This window comes from Nocardia sp. NPDC052254, assembly GCF_040679495.1.
Classification (GTDB): domain Bacteria; phylum Actinomycetota; class Actinomycetes; order Mycobacteriales; family Mycobacteriaceae; genus Nocardia.
In genome coordinates, this window is the sequence record NZ_JBFAUW010000004.1 from 133,101 (window position 1) to 148,568 (window position 15,468).

Annotated in this window: 20 protein-coding genes and 1 pseudogene; 4 read left to right on the top strand and 17 right to left on the bottom strand. The window is 64.8% G+C overall.

All coding sequences use genetic code 11. From position 1 onward, the window contains the following. Positions 1–1,941, bottom strand: a pseudogene (locus tag AB0L57_RS12790) (hypothetical protein); the annotation flags it as partial. A gap of 5 nt (positions 1,942–1,946) precedes the next feature. Further along, positions 1,947–2,420 (bottom strand): YbaB/EbfC family DNA-binding protein, encoded by a 474-nt coding sequence (locus tag AB0L57_RS12795; protein ID WP_364960821.1) that lies wholly within the window; start codon positions 2,418–2,420, stop codon positions 1,947–1,949. Between the two features lie 297 nt (positions 2,421–2,717). Between AB0L57_RS12795 and AB0L57_RS12800 the strand changes: the two genes are divergently transcribed. Next, complete coding sequence (locus tag AB0L57_RS12800; protein WP_364960822.1) at positions 2,718–2,915, top strand: hypothetical protein; 198 nt, start codon at positions 2,718–2,720, stop codon at positions 2,913–2,915. Between the two features lie 61 nt (positions 2,916–2,976). Here the strand turns inward: AB0L57_RS12800 and map are convergent, their stop codons facing one another. The 9 genes from map to rpsH all read right to left on the bottom strand — a co-directional run bounded on the left by map (position 2,977) and on the right by rpsH (position 8,526). Further along, positions 2,977–3,777 (bottom strand): type I methionyl aminopeptidase, encoded by an 801-nt coding sequence (map, locus tag AB0L57_RS12805; protein ID WP_364960825.1) that lies wholly within the window; start codon positions 3,775–3,777, stop codon positions 2,977–2,979. Between the two features lie 5 nt (positions 3,778–3,782). Then, positions 3,783–4,328 carry an adenylate kinase gene (locus tag AB0L57_RS12810; protein WP_364960827.1) on the bottom strand — a complete coding sequence of 182 codons (546 nt, stop codon included), beginning with the start codon at positions 4,326–4,328 and terminating at the stop codon, positions 3,783–3,785. Beyond that, positions 4,325–5,644 carry a preprotein translocase subunit SecY gene (secY, locus tag AB0L57_RS12815; RefSeq protein ID WP_364960829.1) on the bottom strand — a complete coding sequence of 440 codons (1,320 nt, stop codon included), beginning with the start codon at positions 5,642–5,644 and terminating at the stop codon, positions 4,325–4,327. The genes AB0L57_RS12810 and secY overlap by 4 nt, the downstream gene beginning before the upstream one ends. A 200-nt stretch (positions 5,645–5,844) precedes the next feature. Then, positions 5,845–6,291, bottom strand: coding sequence for a 50S ribosomal protein L15 (gene rplO, locus AB0L57_RS12820; protein ID WP_364960830.1), 447 nt, complete (start codon positions 6,289–6,291; stop codon positions 5,845–5,847). After that, a complete protein-coding gene (gene rpmD, locus AB0L57_RS12825; protein ID WP_364960832.1) occupies positions 6,288–6,473 on the bottom strand; it encodes a 50S ribosomal protein L30 in 186 nt (61 codons plus the stop codon). Before rpmD ends, rplO begins: the two co-directional genes overlap by 4 nt. 1 nt (position 6,474) lies before the next feature. Further along, positions 6,475–7,113, bottom strand: a complete 639-nt coding sequence (gene rpsE, locus AB0L57_RS12830) for a 30S ribosomal protein S5 (protein ID WP_364960834.1) — start codon at positions 7,111–7,113, stop codon at positions 6,475–6,477. A gap of 49 nt (positions 7,114–7,162) precedes the next feature. Further along, positions 7,163–7,570 carry a 50S ribosomal protein L18 gene (gene rplR / locus AB0L57_RS12835; protein ID WP_364960835.1) on the bottom strand — a complete coding sequence of 136 codons (408 nt, stop codon included), beginning with the start codon at positions 7,568–7,570 and terminating at the stop codon, positions 7,163–7,165. A gap of 3 nt (positions 7,571–7,573) precedes the next feature. Next, entirely contained in the window at positions 7,574–8,113 is a 540-nt protein-coding gene (gene rplF, locus AB0L57_RS12840) for a 50S ribosomal protein L6 (RefSeq protein ID WP_364960837.1), read from the bottom strand. Positions 8,114–8,127: 14 nt separating this feature from the next. Beyond that, positions 8,128–8,526 (bottom strand): 30S ribosomal protein S8, encoded by a 399-nt coding sequence (gene rpsH, locus AB0L57_RS12845; RefSeq protein ID WP_364960839.1) that lies wholly within the window; start codon positions 8,524–8,526, stop codon positions 8,128–8,130. Between the two features lie 307 nt (positions 8,527–8,833). On the opposite strand from rpsH, the gene AB0L57_RS12850 reads away from it, so the two are divergent. The 3 genes from AB0L57_RS12850 to AB0L57_RS12860 all read left to right on the top strand — a co-directional run bounded on the left by AB0L57_RS12850 (position 8,834) and on the right by AB0L57_RS12860 (position 10,502). Next, positions 8,834–9,088 (top strand): prevent-host-death protein, encoded by a 255-nt coding sequence (locus tag AB0L57_RS12850; RefSeq protein WP_364960840.1) that lies wholly within the window; start codon positions 8,834–8,836, stop codon positions 9,086–9,088. Continuing rightward, positions 9,081–9,500, top strand: coding sequence for a type II toxin-antitoxin system VapC family toxin (locus tag AB0L57_RS12855; protein ID WP_364960842.1), 420 nt, complete (start codon positions 9,081–9,083; stop codon positions 9,498–9,500). Before AB0L57_RS12850 ends, AB0L57_RS12855 begins: the two co-directional genes overlap by 8 nt. Before the next feature lie 252 nt (positions 9,501–9,752). Then, positions 9,753–10,502, top strand: a complete 750-nt coding sequence (locus AB0L57_RS12860) for a YoaK family protein (RefSeq protein WP_364960844.1) — start codon at positions 9,753–9,755, stop codon at positions 10,500–10,502. Between the two features lie 22 nt (positions 10,503–10,524). Here AB0L57_RS12860 and AB0L57_RS12865 read toward each other — a convergent pair whose 3' ends face one another. The 6 genes from AB0L57_RS12865 to AB0L57_RS12890 all read right to left on the bottom strand — a co-directional run bounded on the left by AB0L57_RS12865 (position 10,525) and on the right by AB0L57_RS12890 (position 15,466). Continuing rightward, positions 10,525–12,441, bottom strand: coding sequence for an FtsK/SpoIIIE domain-containing protein (locus AB0L57_RS12865; RefSeq protein WP_364960846.1), 1,917 nt, complete (start codon positions 12,439–12,441; stop codon positions 10,525–10,527). A gap of 311 nt (positions 12,442–12,752) precedes the next feature. Next, complete coding sequence (locus AB0L57_RS12870) at positions 12,753–13,124, bottom strand: hypothetical protein (RefSeq protein WP_364960847.1); 372 nt, start codon at positions 13,122–13,124, stop codon at positions 12,753–12,755. Between the two features lie 22 nt (positions 13,125–13,146). Next, entirely contained in the window at positions 13,147–13,614 is a 468-nt protein-coding gene (locus AB0L57_RS12875) for a roadblock/LC7 domain-containing protein (protein ID WP_364960849.1), read from the bottom strand. Continuing rightward, positions 13,611–14,387: a hypothetical protein gene (locus AB0L57_RS12880; RefSeq protein ID WP_364960851.1), complete on the bottom strand. Its 777-nt coding sequence runs from the start codon at positions 14,385–14,387 to the stop codon at positions 13,611–13,613. The genes AB0L57_RS12875 and AB0L57_RS12880 overlap by 4 nt, the downstream gene beginning before the upstream one ends. Further along, on the bottom strand, positions 14,377–14,766 hold the full coding sequence (locus AB0L57_RS12885; protein WP_364960853.1) for a hypothetical protein: 390 nt from the start codon (positions 14,764–14,766) through the stop codon (positions 14,377–14,379). Before AB0L57_RS12885 ends, AB0L57_RS12880 begins: the two co-directional genes overlap by 11 nt. A 514-nt stretch (positions 14,767–15,280) precedes the next feature. Beyond that, entirely contained in the window at positions 15,281–15,466 is a 186-nt protein-coding gene (locus AB0L57_RS12890; RefSeq protein WP_025347225.1) for a type Z 30S ribosomal protein S14, read from the bottom strand. Between the last annotated feature and the right edge of the window lie 2 nt (positions 15,467–15,468).

The following is a 15,468-nucleotide window of genomic DNA, read 5'->3' on the forward strand; positions in this document are numbered from 1 at the left end:
ACGAAACCCACCACCATGCACCGGCGGCACAGGCGCAGGCCGCGACGGCGTCATATAGTTCGGATCCGACGGATCACGAAACCCACCACCATGCACCGGCGGCACAGGCGCAGGCCGCGACGGCGTCATATAGTTCGGATCCGACGGATCACGAAACCCACCACCATGCACCGGCGGACCATTGTGTGTCGTCCCGACCGACGGGTGCGGTGTCGATCCATCTCCGCCGCCCAGCAGAGTCGACTGCAGCCCGGTCGGTATCCGGCTGTTCGGATTCGGCGGCATCGGCTCGAACAACGGAGTGCGACCACCGCCTCCCCCGCCAGCATTCACCGGCGGCGCGGGAGCGGGCCGCGACGGCGTCATGTAATTCGGATCCGACGGATCACGGAAACCACCACCACCCGCGGCATTCACCGGCGGCGCAGGCGCAGGACGCGACGGCGTCATGTAATTCGGATCCGACGGATCACGGAACCCACCCCCACCGTGACCACCATCGTTGTGCACCGGCGGCGCGGGAGCCGGCCGCGACGGCGTCATATAGTTCGGATCCGACGGATCACGGAAACCACCACCACCCGCGGCATTCACCGGCGGCGCAGGCGCAGGACGCGACGGCGTCATGTAATTCGGATCCGACGGATCACGGAACCCACCCCCACCGTTGGTCGAATTCGCCCCGTTACCAACCGAATTCCCCGCTCCACCGGCCGGGTGGACCTGCCCACCGCCCGAGTTCGTCGTCGGGCTGTTGCCGGGTACCGGTCGCGGTGTCAGTGGGTTGTTCTCGGGTGGGGTCTTCGGCGGCGCCCAGGGCGCCTTCTTGTTCATCCACAGATTGAATCGGGGGTCGTTGCTGTTGGGGCCGGTCGTCTTCGTGCCCAGACCACGCATCCCGCCGACCATGCCGCCGCGGGCCGCACCACCGACCCAGCCCTCGGGGCTGGCGAATGCGCCCGCGATATCGCCGGTCACCGCACCGGCGCCGATATTGCCGAACACATTGCCGAACACGCCCGCGGTCGCACCGATGGTCGCGCCCTGCAGGAAGAACCCGGACCGGAATGGCATATTCGTGATCGCGCCGCCGAATTTCTTGTCCAGATTGCTGATCCCGAAGCCCATATAGCGGCCGAGTTCGCGGCTGGGGATGGTGCTCAACGCCGATGCCGCCCAGGAAGCGCCGAACTCCTTCCAGTTGAAGCCGTGCCGCTTACCGTCCGCGATCTGCGCACCCTGCACGATCGCATTGGTCACCGGCCCCCACAGCGCGCCCTCGCCGAACTTCAGCGTGTAGACGCCCATCCCCTTGGCCGTGGGCAGGATCGTCTTGGCCTTGTACTTCCAGGTCTGTCCGCGCATCCCCTTCCAGGTATCGGCGGACAGGATGTGCTTGATCCAGTACCGCGAGGCACCGTTGAGCTCGGCGCGGGTGGCGAATCCCAGCTTCGACCAGGCGCGTTCGAGCGCATTCTGCAAGGCGTCGGCGATGAATTTCACGATCGAACGGGTGGTGCCGACGGCCGCCGCCTCCACGGCCGGCGCGGTCGGGGGGAACAGCCAGGCCCAGGCGATCTCGACCAGCAGAATGCACAGCGACACAATGATATTGATCTTCGCCGACTGCAGTTCGGTACCGACGTCGAAGGTCGAATCGCTGATCGTCTTGAAGCCCTCGGCCATCGTGGCCAGCGACTGATCCCCCTGCAGGAACGCGTCGAACAGGTGACCGATCTGATCGGCCGCATCACCGGACGGAAATGCCGCCATGGCAGCCGATTTCGCGCTCTCTATCCCGGACACCTGCGCCGCGAGGTCCTTGTGCGCCTGGTCCCACGCGCGAGACACCGCCCACATCTTGTCCTCGTCACCATCGGGCCAGCTCGCGCCGGCGACCCAGGCGATCGGTCGCACCGGCGGCGGAAGGTACAGGCTCACGGGGATCAGTCCTCGTCGGAGACCATCGAGCGGCGCACACTGCCGTCCGCGGGTCCGTCGGGTTGCGATTCGCGATAGTCCTCGACTCGCTTCGGTACCGGCGGTGCGGTCGGCATCATCTCCCCCAGATCCGGTGCACCTTCGATGATTTCGGACATCTTGGGCAGCTGCATCTTCCGCTCGCGCAGCGGTTGCATGAGCTCGGCGCCCAGCCGCAGTGCCTCCGCGGCGGCCTGCTGCACGGCCGCGGTCATACCCGCGGCGATCTCGTCGTAGGTCAGATCCGAGATGTCGTCGGCGAACGTCGTATCGATCAGCAGGCCATCGGCATTGACGGTGACCTCGATCCGCTGTTCACAGGTGCGAGCGGTAGCGGTCAGCCGCGATCGGCGCAGCTGGATCTCCGCGATCCCGCGCAGTTGCTCGTCGAGGCCCTCCAGGACCGTCATCATGTCGGCCTGCAACCGTTCGTTGACCACCGTCACCTCCGCCGTCGACCCCCGCAGCGACTACGACAACACACCCGGTTGAATATCCGATGGCGCACAATGAAATTCGACAGAACAAGACGAAATCGTCGAGGTCGGGCGTCATTCGGCCGCCCCGCACACCCGCTGTGGCACACCCGCAGCATTCGGCCGACCCGGTTGTGAGATGTCCAATGCCGTCCCCGGAACGGACAGATCGTACGCGGTGCCGAGTTAGGTTCTCGACCGGCGGACATCGCGCCACCACCTGACGAACCGCGGGTGGCGCACCGGAGGCTAGGAGAACCCGTGACCGACCAGAGAACCACCATGAGCCCGGGGCCGCACGAGGTACTCGACTATTTCGGCAAATGTCCCGAATGCGGTTATCCCGCACATGCTTCGGCGGCGTTCGCCGGTGCCACGACCGTGGTCGCCAGCTGCGACCGGCCGTGCGGCTGGACCGGCATGGTCCCACTGACCACCATGACCGGACACAGCCGCTAGACAGCGCGACGCACCTGCGCCATCCGGCGGCAGGTGCGTTGCGCGAGAGATCTTTTCGAGCCTATTCGGGCCGCAGGGTCAGAATGCGCGGACCGTCCTCGGTGACCGCGACGGTATGTTCCCAGTGCGCGGCCCGGGTGCCGTCGGAGGTGACAACGGTCCAGTCGTCTTCGAGCACAACGGTTTCCGTCGTTCCCAGCGTCAGCATCGGTTCGATGGCCAGCACCGAGCCCACCACGAGCTTGGGCCCGCGGCCGGGCGCTCCCTCGTTGGCGAGGAACGGATCCATATGCATCTGCCGGCCGATTCCGTGCCCGCCGTAACCGTCGACGATGCCGTAGGCCCGCCCGTGTTCGGACTCGGCGGCCCGGGTACCGAGCTCGATCGCGTGCGAGACATCGGTGAGCCGGTTACCCGGGAGCATCGCCGCGATCCCGGCGTCCATCGACAACCGGGTGGCATCGCTCAGCAGCCGATCGGCCTCGATGATCTCACCGATACCGAACGTCCAGGCCGAATCGCCGTGCCAGCCGTCCAGAATCGCACCACAGTCGATGGATACCAGATCGCCGGGCGCCAGGACCTCGTCCTTCGACGGAATCCCGTGCACCACACGGTCGTTCACCGAGGAGCAGATCGAGCCCGGGAAGCCGTGATAGCCCTTGAAGGACGGCACGGCACCCGCCTCGCGAATGGTCTGCTCGGCGACCTCGTCCAATTCCAGCGTCGACACGCCCGGCGCGGCGGCCGCGCGGACGGCGACGAGCGCGCGGCCGACGATCGCACCGGCCGCGGCCATGGCATCCAGCTCACCGGCGGTGCGGAACGGCACCACCTTCTTCTGCTTGAGGCCGAATACCATCGGCGTCAGCGACCCAGGACGCGTAGGACGCGGGCGTTGACCTCGTCGACCTCACCGATGCCGTCGACCGCGAGGATCAGGCCGTCGTAGTGCTGCAGCAGCGGCGCGGTCTCGTCGCGGTAGACCTGCATGCGGTTGCGGATGACCTCTTCGGTGTCGTCGTCGCGGCCGCGGCCGAGCATCCGCTCCACCACGACATCGTCGGCCACCTCGAAGCTCACGACGGCATCCAGCTTCTGGCCGGACTGCTGCAGCATCTTCTCCAGCGCCACCGCCTGATCGACGGTGCGGGGATAGCCGTCGAGCACGAAGCCCTTGGCGGCATCCGGTTCGGCGATCCGCGACTCCACCATGCGGTTGGTCACATCGCTGGGCACGAGATCGCCGGCGTCGAGGTACTTCTTGGCCTCGCGGCCCAGCGCGGTCTGCTGGGAGATGTTCGCGCGGAACAAATTCCCCGTGGAGATGTGCGGAACACCCAGATTGTCCGACAGCAGTTCGGCCTGTGTCCCTTTACCGGCACCCGGCGGTCCGAGCAGTACGAGTCTCACTTGAGGAACCCTTCGTAATTTCTGTTCATCAGTTGGCTCTCGATCTGTTTGACCGTATCGAGGCCGACACTCACCACGATCAGTACCGACGTACCGCCGAACGGCAGGAAGCTCGACCCACCGCCACCGCCGCCGATGTGGATCAGCAGGTTGGGCAGTACGGCGACAGCACCGAGATAGAGAGAACCGGGGAGGGTGATTCGGCTCAGTACATAGTTGAGATAGTCGGCGGTCGGCTTACCCGGACGGTAACCGGGGATGAACCCGCCGAACTTCTTCATCTCGTCCGCGCGTTCCTCCGGGTTGAAGGTGATCGCGACATAGAAATAGGTGAAGAACACGATCAACGCGAAGTAGACCAGGACATATACCGGGTTGCCCGGATTGACCAGATACTTCTGGATGATCTTCTGCCACCAGCTGTCGGAGTTCTGCGACTGCGTCAGCTGGGCGACCAGATTGGGCAGATACAGCAGCGAGGACGCGAAGATCACCGGGATGACACCCGCTTGGTTGACCTTCAGCGGCAGATAGGTCGACGACCCGCCGTACATCTTGCGTCCGACGACGCGTTTGGCGTACTGCACCGGAATCCGGCGCTGGCCCTGTTCGACGAAGATGACACCGACGATCACCGCGAAGGCGGCGACGCAGACGAGGCCGAAGATCAGCCCGCCCTTGGTGTCGAGGATCTGCTTGCCCTCGGACGGGATCCGGGATGCGATACCGGCGAAGATCAGCAGCGACATACCGTTGCCGATACCGCGCTCGGTGATCTGCTCACCGAACCACATCACCAGCGCCGCGCCGGCGGTCATCACCAGCACGATGATGATCATGCCGAAAATGCTGGTGTCGGCGAGGATGTCCTCTTTGCAGTCCTTCAGCAGCAGCCCGCGCCCGGCCAATGCGACCAGACCCGTGGCCTGCAGAACCGCCAGTGCGATCGACAGATACCGCGTGTACTGCGTCATCTTGTTCTGACCGGACTGGCCCTCCTTGCGCAGTTCCTCGAACCGCGGGATGACCACCGTCAGCAACTGGATGATGATGCTCGCGGTGATGTAGGGCATGATCCCGATCGCGAACACCGACAGCTGCAGCAGCGCGCCACCGGAGAACAGGTTGATCAGCTGGTAGATACCGCCACTGTCACCACCGTTGACGACATCGATGCAGCGCCGGACGGCCCCGTAGTCGACACCGGGAGACGGTAACGCGGCACCCACGCGGTACAACGCGATCAGGCCCAGCGCGAAGAGAATCTTCCGCCGTAAGTCCGGGGTCCGGAAAGCCGACACGAAGGCGGAAAGCACAGATCCTCCTGGCTGACGACACGGGGGTCACGCCCACTTCCGTCACCTCGGCACATACCGGTGCCCTCACGAATGAGGATTATCCGGTCCTGTGCCACGACGACGGGGCAGACTGGTTGGCAGACAACAATTGAACTCTAACAGCGACGCCGGACGGGCATCTCACCCGTCCGGCGTCCACACCGTACTAACCGTAACTGTCAGGCCAATTCGGTGGCGGTACCACCGGCGGCGGCGATCTTCTCCTTGGCGGAGCCGGAGAACTTGTCGGCGCTGACCTGAACGGCCACACCGATCTCACCCTCGCCGAGAACCTTCACCAACTGGTTCTTGCGGACGGCACCGGCAGCGACGAGCTCGTCCTTGCCGATGGCGCCGCCCTGCGGGAACAGCCGGGCGATATCGCCCACATTCACGACCTGGTACTCGACGCGGAACGGGTTGGTGAACCCCTTCAGCTTCGGCAGGCGCATGTGGATCGGCATCTGGCCGCCCTCGAAGCGGGCCGGCACGTTCTTGCGAGCCTTCGTACCCTTGGTACCGCGACCGGCGGTCTTGCCCTTGGAGCCCTCACCGCGACCCACACGGATCTTCTCGGTCTTGGCACCCGGGGCAGGCCGCAGGTGGTGCAGCTTGATGGGGGTCATGCGGTTTCCTCCTCTACGGAAACGAGGTGGCGCACGACGTTGATCAGCCCGCGGTTCTGGGCGTTGTCCTCGCGGAGCACGGACTGGCGGATTCCGCGCAGGCCGAGGGTGCGAAGCGACTCCCGCTGATTCTTCTTGGCGCCGATCGTCGACTTGATCTGGGTCACCTTGAGCTGTGCCATATCAGGCTCCCTGTCCGGCACGCGCACGCAGCATGCCCGCCGGGGCAACGTCCTCGATCGGCAGACCGCGGCGGGCGGCCACCTCTTCCGGACGCTGCAGCATCTTCAGGGCAGCGACGGTAGCGTGCACGACGTTGATGGCGTTGTCGCTACCGAGCGACTTGGCCAGGATGTCGTGGATACCGGCGCATTCCAGCACGGCACGGGCCGCACCACCGGCGATCACACCGGTACCGGGCGAGGCCGGACGCAGCATGACGACACCGGCGGCAGCCTCACCCTGCACGGGGTGCGTGATGGTGCTGCCGATCATCGGGACGCGGAAGAAGCCCTTGCGAGCCTCCTCGACACCCTTCTGGATGGCCGCGGGAACTTCCTTGGCCTTGCCGTATCCGACACCGACCAGGCCGTTGCCGTCACCCACGATCACGAGGGCGGTGAAGCTGAAGCGACGACCACCCTTCACGACCTTGGACACACGGTTGATCGCGACTACGCGCTCGAGCTGGTTCTTCTCGGCGGCATTGTCCCGGCGGTCACCGCCGCGGCGGTCGCGACCGCCACCACGCTGATCGCGATCGTTACTGCCACCCTGTCCGGCGGGTCCGTTGCCGCCGTCACGCCGCTGACGTCCCGGCATCAGACGTTCCCTTCGTTCATGGTCATTCGGTCCATGGGCTGAATTCGCATCAGAACTTCAACCCACCTTCGCGAGCGGCATCGGCCAGAGCGGCGATGCGGCCGTGGTAGTCGTGTCCACCGCGGTCGAACACCGCGGTCTCGACACCGGCAGCCTTGGCACGCTCGGCGAGCAGTTCGCCGACCTTCTTGCCCTTGGCGGTCTTGTCGCCCTCGAGGGCCCGCACATCGGCTTCGACGGACGAGGCGGAGGCAAGGGTCTTGCCGGCCAGGTCGTCCACGAGCTGAGCGTGCAGGTGCCGCGAGGAGCGGAACACGACCAGACGCGGGGTCGCGGCGGTGCCGGCGACCTTCTTGCGCAGACGGAAGTGACGGCGCGCCTTGGAAACTCGGCGACGGGTCGACGCATCCTTGCCGAGCGGCTTGCGCGCGGCTTTCTGAGTCTCGGTTTGTGCCATGGCTTACTTACCCGTCTTCCCTTCCTTGCGACGCACGACCTCACCCTCGTAGCGAATGCCCTTGCCCTTGTACGGGTCGGGCTTACGCAGGCCGTGGATCACAGCGGCGATCTGGCCGACCTTCTGCTTGTCGATGCCGGACACCGAGAACTTCGTGGGGGCCTCCACCTTGAAGGTGATGCCCTCGGGGGCCTCGATCGGCACCGGGTGGCTGTAGCCCAGGGCGAACTCCAGGTTCGACCCCTTCTGCTGCACGCGGTAGCCGACGCCGAAGATTTCCATCTTCTTCTCGTAGCCCTGGGTCACACCGACGATCATGTTGCTGATCAGGGTGCGGCTCAGGCCGTGCAGCGAGCGGTTGCGGCGCTCGTCGTCGGGACGGGTCACCTCCAGTTCACCGCTGTCGGCCTTCGCGATGACGATCGGCTCGGCGATCGTGTGCGAGAGGGTGCCCTTGGGCCCCTTCACTGACACGGCCTGGCCGTCGATGGTCACCTCGACGCCGGTGGGAACCGGGATCGGCTTCTTACCGATACGCGACATTGTTCCTACCTCCCTTACCAGACGTAGGCGAGGACTTCCCCGCCCACACCTTGCTGCTTGGCCTGACGGTCGGTGAGCAGGCCGTTCGACGTGGAGATGATCGCCACGCCGAGGCCGCCCAGCACCTTGGGCAGGTTGGTGGATTTCGCGTACACCCGCAGACCCGGCTTCGAGACGCGACGCACACCCTGCAGGCTGCGCTCCCGGCTCTGGCCGTACTTCAGGTCGACGATCAGGGTCTGTCCGACGGGCGCCTCTTCGGTGCGGTAGTCGGAGATGTAGCCCTCGCGCTTGAGAATCTCGGCGATGTTCGCCTTGAGCTTCGAGTGCGGAGCCTTCACCTGATCGTGGTACGCCGAGTTGGCGTTGCGCAGACGGGTCAGAAAGTCTGCGATCGGATCAGTCATGGTCATGTGTTGACCGTTACCTTTCTCGCCGCGGTTCCCATACAGCACCGTCACACGGGGCGGTCGTGGGCCTACGACAATTTCGGCTGGTCCGGACGACAGCATTGCCGGCCGGATTGGATTGCAGTCACCCGGAGCTTCGCGCACGCAAAAGGGCACGGTGGTGCCCGAGCAACCGGTCTAGTGTAGGCGAGGCGCTCGAACAGCCAAAATCGGGGGCAGCGGCCGAGAAAGCTGGCCCTCTTTCTTCCCTGCCGTATCTCACGTCGCCAGATGCATAGCATCTTATAGCATCAGTAGCTATATTCGAGGTATGGTGAAGACTATTACTCAGGCCGAGTTGCGCAACGGGAGTGCAGGTGTCATGGACGCACTGGAAGCAGGCCAGGAATTCGTCATCACCCGGAACGGTCGCCCCGTCGGCACACTGAACCCCATCACCGCCGAGCGGGACATCTCCACCACCGAACTCAAGAAGCGACTGGCCCGATTCACCGAAGGCGCCGACAGCGCGACAGAACGCGCCGAGCTCGATGCGGCATTCGGCGAGGACCGATTGGATGACTGATCCACAGTCGGGGTTCCGGTTCCCGGTCGGCCTGCTCGACACCTGCGTCTTGATCGACCTGCCCACCATCGACGACCACGCCTTACCGGTTGGATCGAGGATCAGTACCGTGACCCTCGCGGAACTCGGCATGGGGATAGCACTGGCCTCATCGCCCTCGACTCTCGCTCTGCGCACCGAAAGGTTGATGGAGATCGAGCACAGTTTCGACGCTCTACCCTTCTCTTCCATCGCGGCACGACGATTCACCTCCATGGCGAAACTGGTGGTCTCATCTGGACGAAACCCCAAGCCGCGCAGAATGGACCTGATGATCGCGGCAATCGCGTCGGCGAATGACATCCCGTTGTTCACCCGCAACGCGGACGATTTCAAAGGGCTCGACGCACTGCTGACCCTCGTTTCGATCTGATTCACGGCACGCGGACGTCTGCGGCATGGTCTCACCCAGTTCTCTGCCCGCCCGATCGGCCGATATCACCTCGACCGCGATTCGGATGCCGTATCCGGCGGCCAAATGTAGCCGTGCGACACGAGCCGCACTCGCCGTGATCACCAGTGGTGGTAAGGAACCGAGCATCGTTCACAGGTTTCTCTGAGATTGCCTTGGTACCTTTTGCCCGTATTCGCCCAGGCAAGACGACACACGGGGAAGCCGCCTGCCATGAGCCACGACCAATTACATCGCCTGCTCGTTCTCAGCTACGGATCGCTGCTCGCGGCCGTCGCGGGATTCGTCAACGCGGTCGCCATTCTCGTTCTCGCGTTCCCGGTCGGCAACCTGACCGCAACGACGACCAAACTGGGGATGGATGTCGCCAATCCGGTGCTCTACGAAAGCGGCATTCTCGCGTTCATCATCATCGGGTTCCTGATCGGCGCCGCGATCGCGGGCGCCGCACTGGGCCCGGCCAAACGACATGCGGGAGCGCGGCACAGCGGGGTCATGATCTGCGAGGCATTTCTGCTGGTCTCGGCCTTCATATTGGCCGAGGACAGCGTGGCGGTCATTCTGGCGGCCATGGCGTGCGGCATGCAGAACGGAACAACCTCCAGCCTGCGCGCAATGCAGATCCGCACAACCCATTTCACCGGCACCCTGACCGACCTGGGCCTGCTGATCGGCCGCTCATCGCACCACGGTTTCGACGCGTGGAAGGGAATCGTCCTGTCGGCCACGGTCGTCACGTTCATCGCCGGCGGCATCGCCGGTACGGTGGCGGGCAGCCGAATCGGCGATGTGGCGCTGCTGATTCCCGCCGGGATGTGTATCGCCGTCGCTGTCGCCGGACTGGGATATGACCTCTGGCGCACCGCGTGCATCCGGAACCAGCCCGAACCAGCACACGGAATCGACTACGAGGACGACGAGATCGGGGACGACGCGACAGCCACGCGTCACCACGTCGGCTGATCCGGACGCACGGCCCGGCGCCTCAGCCCTCATCCGGCCAGGAGTGCGGGTCGTGCACCAGGTTCGAATGGTAGCGGGCCAGTATCGAGGACAACGCTGTCGTCAGAAAGACGCCGCACCCTTCCACCTCCTCGGCGATGCGGTTCGAGTGCACGCGATAGGACGAGGTCGGAGCCTGGAACCGGGTCACGGTGCCACCGGCGGTTCGAATGTATCCGTAGTTCTGGTATTCGGGCAGATCGTAGGCGTCGGGTATGCCCACGATCTGCCGCGAAGCGCGTGGGCTGAATTGCTTCATACCGATCCGATAGGTCCGAACGGCCTCGACAGCATCCTGAAAACTGTGCAGATCGGAAGCGGAGCACAGCAGATGGACACCGACTACACTCCCGAGGCGGTCGATGCGATCCAGCACTTTCGAAAATTTCGCCCGGTTCTCTTCGCTGAAGACCAGAATCTGATCGACATCATCGATCACGATGACCAGCGCCGGCAGCCGTGGGATCGGCGGGCGTCGAGCGTCCACCGCTTCGGCGTACCCGACGAAGCTTCGAAAGTCCCCGGCAGCCCGGACGACGTCCCACCGACGGGTGATCTCATTGTCGATGACGTCGAAAATGTCCCCCTCCGCTGCGATACCCGAAGGTTCCCACAGTTCCGGCTCGATCATCTGGGACGAGAGTTCGGGATAGAAGCCGATGATGTGCGGAAGCTCTTCGATCTGATTGAAGGTCTGCTGAACGACGACCTGGCCGAGCAGGATGCTCACCTGTTCCGGCGGATTCTCGACGACAAGTCCCAGCACCGCCGACATCAGGATCTGCGACTTACCGGACCCCGAGAACCCGGTCACCACGCCGATCGGCGCCGAGTCGCTACCCGCCGGTGATTTCAGGTCCAGAACAACCCGAGTCCCGTTGTCCGCCACACCGATCGGCACCCGGAGCCGATCCCGATACGGCTTGCGCCGCCATCGATACTTCACATCCAAGTCACCGACATCGCCTATCCGATGAAAGGGAGCGAAGTCGAAGCCGCCACTCAGGTTCGGAAACACGTCGGCCGGATCCTTCTTCATACCGTTCCTGCGACGTATCTCCGCAACACGCGCGTACGTCGCGTGGCGATCGGTCAGCACTGCCGACAGTGCCACGGGCAGGGCGACGCCGGAACCCGCGACTTCCTCGGGCACACACTTCGTATGGACCGAGTAGGAGGTGTGCGGAGCCCGGAACCGGGTGACGGATCCGTCTGCGAGCCGCAGGTAACCGTGCCCCGCTGTATCGGGGAGGTCGTCGGCATCGGGTATTTCGCCCGTCTGCCGAGAACCGTTGGCAGACAATGCCTCGAGGCAGATCCGGTAGGAAGCGACAGCGCCGCGATCGGCCGCCGGTCCGATGAGATCACCGACCGAGATCAGCAGTTGCGCGCCGACCGCGTGCCCGACCCGATCGACGAGGCCGACAATGGCGGAAATCGTGTCCTCGCCCCCGAACGAATCGGCGTCGTCGATGATGATGACAAGTGCCGGAAGACGACAGGCCCGGAAGTCACCGCCGGCGGGAACGATCTCGCGGCGCCGGATGATCTCGCTCTCGACGACATGGAAGAAATCGACCTCCGAATCGTCACGATCGTTCGCAACGCAGTGTCCGATCACATGCGGCAGATTCTCGATCCCGGACAGCGCACTCCCCTCGCGCCCTTGGCCGAGAAGAAGATTGACCTGCTCCGGCGGATTGCCGAGTGCCAGCCCCAACGCGACCACCGACAAGATCTCGGACTTGCCCGACCCTCTCGCCCCGATCACCAGACCGAAGGGCCCCGCCCCACCATCAGCCGCCGAATTCAGATCCAGGACCAGTGCCGGCCCGCTGTCCTGCGCGCCGATCGGTAATCTCAGTCCCTCCGGATACGGCCTGTCCCACCGATTGTTCACATCGACATCATCGATCCGCCCCATTCCATGAAACGGGGCGAAGTCGAAGGCCCGATCCCCAGCCGGAAACACACGCGTCCTGTCGATCCCCATCCCCGATCCGATCCGGTCGTGGCAGTGCGACAACCTTGTCGATGTGAAAGTCGTTGCCCAACAGTCGGTAACGGTACCCAGGACGCCGAACAGTCATCGATATCGAGGGCACCGAGATCGCTCAGCGGTGGTCATGCCCACCGTCTATCCGCACCACGCTGCCACACCGTCTGCTCCGAGGATGGCTCCACTCACCCCCGGGGCAGGGCGGTGTGGGATCAGACCTCGAGTTCGGCCTCGATGGCCTTCAGGCGGTGGCGGGCCAGAGCCAGATTCGCGCGGGATCGATCCAGCGCGAGGTAGATGAACAGCCCCTTGGCCGTCCGGGCCGTCATCGGGCGGATGATGTGGTACTGGCTGGACAGCGAGATCAGGATGTCCTCGATCTCCTCGTTGAGCCCGAGCTGTTCGATGGTGCGCAGCTTGGCCCGCACCACCTCGGTGTTGCCGGCACCGGCGACCTGCAGATCCAGGGCCTTGGAACTACCGAGCATGCCCAGCGACATCCCGCTGTTGTAGTCGACGACGGAGGCGCCGAGCGCGCCGTCGATCGCCATCATTTCCTTCAGTGCCAGATCGAGATTGGACATGGGTGTTCCCTTTCATTCGGTGTTACTGATCCGGGTCGGCGCGATGCTTGCCGCTCGGAGTCGTCAGGCGCTCGGCGATCGCACGAGCCGCCGGACGCGATTCCAGGTGCAGCCGACCGACATTCACCTGTGGTTCGGCCAGCACGGTCAGCGAGGCCCAATCCGCCGCGTAGACCACGACGTGCCCGCCGGGACCGCGCACCACGACCTCGTGGAATCCGCCGCCGACCGCGGTCGCGACGAGCCGCTGCGACAACGCCAGTTGCGATGCGGACAGCGCGGCCATTCCGGTGGGTTCGATCTCGGGCGGTAGGTCGTGCGCGATGAGGAGCCCGTCACTGGATGCCACCAGCGCACCGATCAGTCCCGGGACGCGCTCGCGCAACGCCTTCAGTTCCGCCAGCACCGCTTCGTTCGACTCGGGTTCCGAGTTCGACACCTTGCTGAACCTTCCCATCAGATCGCCGAGCAGCTTCTTCCGCGCGGTCACGCAAGTTCCTCCAAGGCCGCCCGCAGGCGGACCAGCACGTCCAGGTCGACCGGGGACTCCCACTGTTCCGGCGGCGCAACCGAAATCGCGCTCCGGCGGCGACGGACCAGCGGCGGCGGTGTGCCGTTCCCGGAGTCGGCCGGTGCCGACAGCGCCGGAGGCTGGAACAGCCCCGCCAGGGTCAGGTCCCGGACAGCCACCAGACAGCCGTAGCTGGTGCGCCCCAATTCCTCGGCTATCTCGGCGATGGTGCGCCGTCCATCGGCGGCCGCGAGCACTTCCGCTTGGCCTCCGGTCAGCGCGACGCGCCGGCGTCGCACCCGCCGGACCGGCACCACCGGTGCCCGGGAAACCAGCTCGGCCGGCCACGGACCCATCTCCGGATCGCCCCGGCGCTCGCATTCGTGCACGAGCAACCGCGGATTGATATGGCAGACCGGCGCGAGCCAATGCTCCGGCGCGGGTTCGAACTCGGCGATCGCGGGCGCGGAGAGCAGAAAGTAGGCGGCATCGAAAACAGCAAGCAACGCAAGGGTTTCCAGCGCCGGCCGGGCAAGGACGGGCCCGGGATCGCCAGCTCCGGCTCGCTGCCAGTCCTCGGCGGTCGCGACGCCCGACTCCACCAGCAACCGGTCCAGTCCGGTTGTGCGCCGGCAATTCGCCGTCACGACCTCACCTCGGGTGAAGTAGAACGACCCGTCCGCCGCGTGCAGCACCCCCGTACTTCTCTGCTCCTCCAGCCGCGTCATCTCCACGACCAGATCAGCGCCCATGACTACCTTCGGCCAGTTCGGACAGGATGCCGCGTAGTTGATATCTGGACATCGCCAGATTGCCGGTCTCCTCGTCGAAGAGGACGTGTACGAAGAGCCTGCCGTCGAAGTCGCCGTCGACCAGGTTCAGCAGGTGATAACCGCGGGTGCCGCACACCATGATCTCGGTGACGTCGTCGTCGGGTTCGGCACCCAGCGCCGGGCAGTTCAGCACGGCGCGCACCACATCCGTTGTGGCAGCGGCATCCTCGTGTTCATCGATCGGATCGTGCCGACCGGCGGAGGCGACGGCGAGTCCACTCGCTCCATCCACCAATGTCACTCCACGCGCACCCGGAACATCCATGATGCGCTGCAGGCACTCGTCAATACTGGTCACAACGCCACCGCTCGTCGACTTCGGCCCTTCTGAAACGGCGACGTTACACACAGGTTCCACAGATTGCCATTTGGAGGGAGAATCTCCGGCAAATTTTTCGAGCCGAACTACAGCCGACCAGCATCAAGCCAGATGCAGCCGATTTCCGCTACTCACACGGTTTTTGCCGCCGATCTCGCTCACCGGGCGGCATCCGGAAGGAACAGCGAGCAAACCATGATCCGGCCCGGCGGCGCCACCATGTCGACCGTTCCCACAACGAGCACGACACATGGGCGACAAGCGGGCTCGCTACGCGCGGGGAGGTGACTCCGTGGCGATCAGACGAATTTCCCTTTCCCCATCCACATCCCGTGGTCGGACCTCGAATGTCGACGCGGAGGAGCGATTCGCGGCGGTCATATCGACGACGCCGAGTCCTCGACGCAAGAAAAGGTACGGACTCGACGGAGTCCGTACCTTTCCTCGATTCGATTGTCGCGCTCAGCGCGGGCGCTGCCTCAGCAGCGCGGGCTCACCAGGAGCTCTTGTGCACGCCCGGCAGCTCGCCGCGGTGCGCCATCTCACGGACGCAGACGCGGCACAGGCCGAACTTGCGGTAGACCGCGCGGGGGCGGCCACAGCGCTGGCAGCGGGTGTAGCCACGAACGGCGAACTTCGGCTTCGCGGCGGCCTTGTTGACGAGAGCTTTCTTAGCCATGT

Excerpts from the sequence above, each read along its gene's own strand:
- map (WP_364960825.1), bottom strand. The coding sequence starts at position 3,777 with ATGGTATTCGGCCTCAAGCAGAAGAAGGTGGTGCCGTTCCGCACCGCC.
- rplO (WP_364960830.1), bottom strand. The coding sequence starts at position 6,291 with ATGACCCCCATCAAGCTGCACCACCTGCGGCCTGCCCCGGGTGCCAAG.
- rpmD (WP_364960832.1), bottom strand. The coding sequence starts at position 6,473 with ATGGCACAGCTCAAGGTGACCCAGATCAAGTCGACGATCGGCGCCAAG.
- rpsE (WP_364960834.1), bottom strand. The coding sequence starts at position 7,113 with ATGCCGGGACGTCAGCGGCGTGACGGCGGCAACGGACCCGCCGGACAG.
- rplR (WP_364960835.1), bottom strand. The coding sequence starts at position 7,570 with ATGGCACAAACCGAGACTCAGAAAGCCGCGCGCAAGCCGCTCGGCAAG.
- rplF (WP_364960837.1), bottom strand. The coding sequence starts at position 8,113 with ATGTCGCGTATCGGTAAGAAGCCGATCCCGGTTCCCACCGGCGTCGAG.
- rpsH (WP_364960839.1), bottom strand. The coding sequence starts at position 8,526 with ATGACCATGACTGATCCGATCGCAGACTTTCTGACCCGTCTGCGCAAC.
- AB0L57_RS12850 (WP_364960840.1), top strand. The coding sequence starts at position 8,834 with ATGGTGAAGACTATTACTCAGGCCGAGTTGCGCAACGGGAGTGCAGGT.
- AB0L57_RS12855 (WP_364960842.1), top strand. The coding sequence starts at position 9,081 with ATGACTGATCCACAGTCGGGGTTCCGGTTCCCGGTCGGCCTGCTCGAC.
- AB0L57_RS12860 (WP_364960844.1), top strand. The coding sequence starts at position 9,753 with ATGAGCCACGACCAATTACATCGCCTGCTCGTTCTCAGCTACGGATCG.
- AB0L57_RS12870 (WP_364960847.1), bottom strand. The coding sequence starts at position 13,124 with ATGTCCAATCTCGATCTGGCACTGAAGGAAATGATGGCGATCGACGGC.
- AB0L57_RS12880 (WP_364960851.1), bottom strand. The coding sequence starts at position 14,387 with ATGGGCGCTGATCTGGTCGTGGAGATGACGCGGCTGGAGGAGCAGAGA.
- AB0L57_RS12890 (WP_025347225.1), bottom strand. The coding sequence starts at position 15,466 with ATGGCTAAGAAAGCTCTCGTCAACAAGGCCGCCGCGAAGCCGAAGTTC.